This window comes from Streptococcus cristatus (assembly GCF_001588905.1).
Taxonomy (GTDB): domain Bacteria; phylum Bacillota; class Bacilli; order Lactobacillales; family Streptococcaceae; genus Streptococcus; species Streptococcus cristatus_N.
Window position 1 is genome coordinate 1 of record NZ_LAWH01000043.1, and the last position, 1,613, is coordinate 1,613.

Annotated in this window: 1 protein-coding gene; it reads right to left on the reverse strand. The window is 44.7% G+C overall.

Features of this window, described 5'->3' with window-relative positions; all coding sequences use genetic code 11:
• On the reverse strand, nucleotides 1–1,613 hold a 1,613-nt coding region (locus A0765_RS08610; RefSeq protein ID WP_442684628.1), incomplete at both ends, for a collagen-flanked surface repeat-containing protein.

Genomic DNA, 1,613 nt, shown 5'->3' on the forward strand with positions numbered 1-1,613 from the left:
GCACCTGTAGCACCTGTTGCGCCGTCTTTCACGATAGTTGTTGAAGTTACTTCGCTTGGATCAAGCTTACCATCACCATTCTTATCGAGTCCAACTTTAACAGTATGAGTACCGTTGTTGTTGTTAACTACTTCAGCTAATGGAGATTTACCATCCTTACCGTCTTTAACGATGGTAGATGAGGTTACTTCGTCTGAATCCAACTGACCATTGCCGTTCTTATCAAGTCCGACTTGAACAGTATGAGTGCCATCGTTATTGTCTACAACCTTAGCCAATGATGTTTTACCATCTTCACCCTTAGCTCCGGTTGCACCCGTAGCACCTGTGGCGCCATCTTTGACGATAGTCGTTGACGTTACTTCACTTGGATCAAGCTTACCGTCGCCATTCTTATCAAGACCAACTTTAACAGTATGCGTGCCGTCGTGGTTATCAACTACTTCAGTCAATGATGATTTACCATCCGCTCCAGTTGCTCCTGTAGCACCTGTTGCGCCATCTTTGACGATAGTCGTTGACGTTACTTCACTTGGATCAAGCTTACCGTCACCGTTTTTATCAAGACCAACTTTAACAGTATGAGTACCGTCGTTGTTGTTAACTACTTCAGTTAATGGAGACTTACCATCCTTACCGTCTTTAACGATGGTAGATGAGGTTACTTCATCTGGATCCAATTGGCCATTGCCGTTCTTATCAAGGCCAACTTTAACAGTGTGAGTACCGTTGCTATTATCGACAACTTGGGCTAATGATGGCTTGCCATCTTCTCCTTTAGCTCCAGTCGCGCCAGTGGCACCTGTTTCACCTTTATCGCCCTTAGCTCCGGTCGCCCCTGTAGCACCAGTTGCGCCGTCTTTAACGATAGTCGTTGACGTTACTTCACTTGGATCAAGCTTACCGTCGCCGTTCTTATCAAGACCAACTTTAACAGTATGAGTACCATCGTGGTTATCAACTACTTCAGTTAATGATGATTTACCATCCGCTCCAGTTGCTCCTGTGGCACCGGTTGCGCCTGCTTTCCCATCTTTGATGATAGTTGAAGATGTCACTTCGTCTGGATCAAGCTGACCATTGTTGTTCTTATCAAGTCCGACTTGAACAGTATGGGTGCCATTGTTGTTATCAACAACCTTAGCTAATGGAGATTTTCCATCCTTACCATCTTTAACAATGGTAGATGAGGTTACTTCGTCTGGATCCAATTGGTCATTGCCGTTCTTATCCAGACCAACTTTAACAGTGTGCGTGCCGTTGTTATTATCGACAACTTGGGCTAATGATGGCTTACCATCTTCTCCTTTGGCACCAGTTGCGCCAGCTTTTCCATCCTTACCGTCTTTGACGATAGTTGAAGATGTTACTTCATCTGGATCCAACTGACCGTTGTTGTTCTTATCGAGTCCGACTTGAACTGTGTGTGTGCCATTGTTATTGTCGACAACTTTAGCTAGTGGAGATTTACCGTCCTTACCGTCTTTAACAATGGTAGATGAGGTTACTTCATCTGGATCCAATTGGCCATTGCCATTCTTATCCAGACCAACTTTAACAGTGTGCGTGCCGTTGTTATTGTCCACGACTTGAGCTAATGATGGCTTACCATC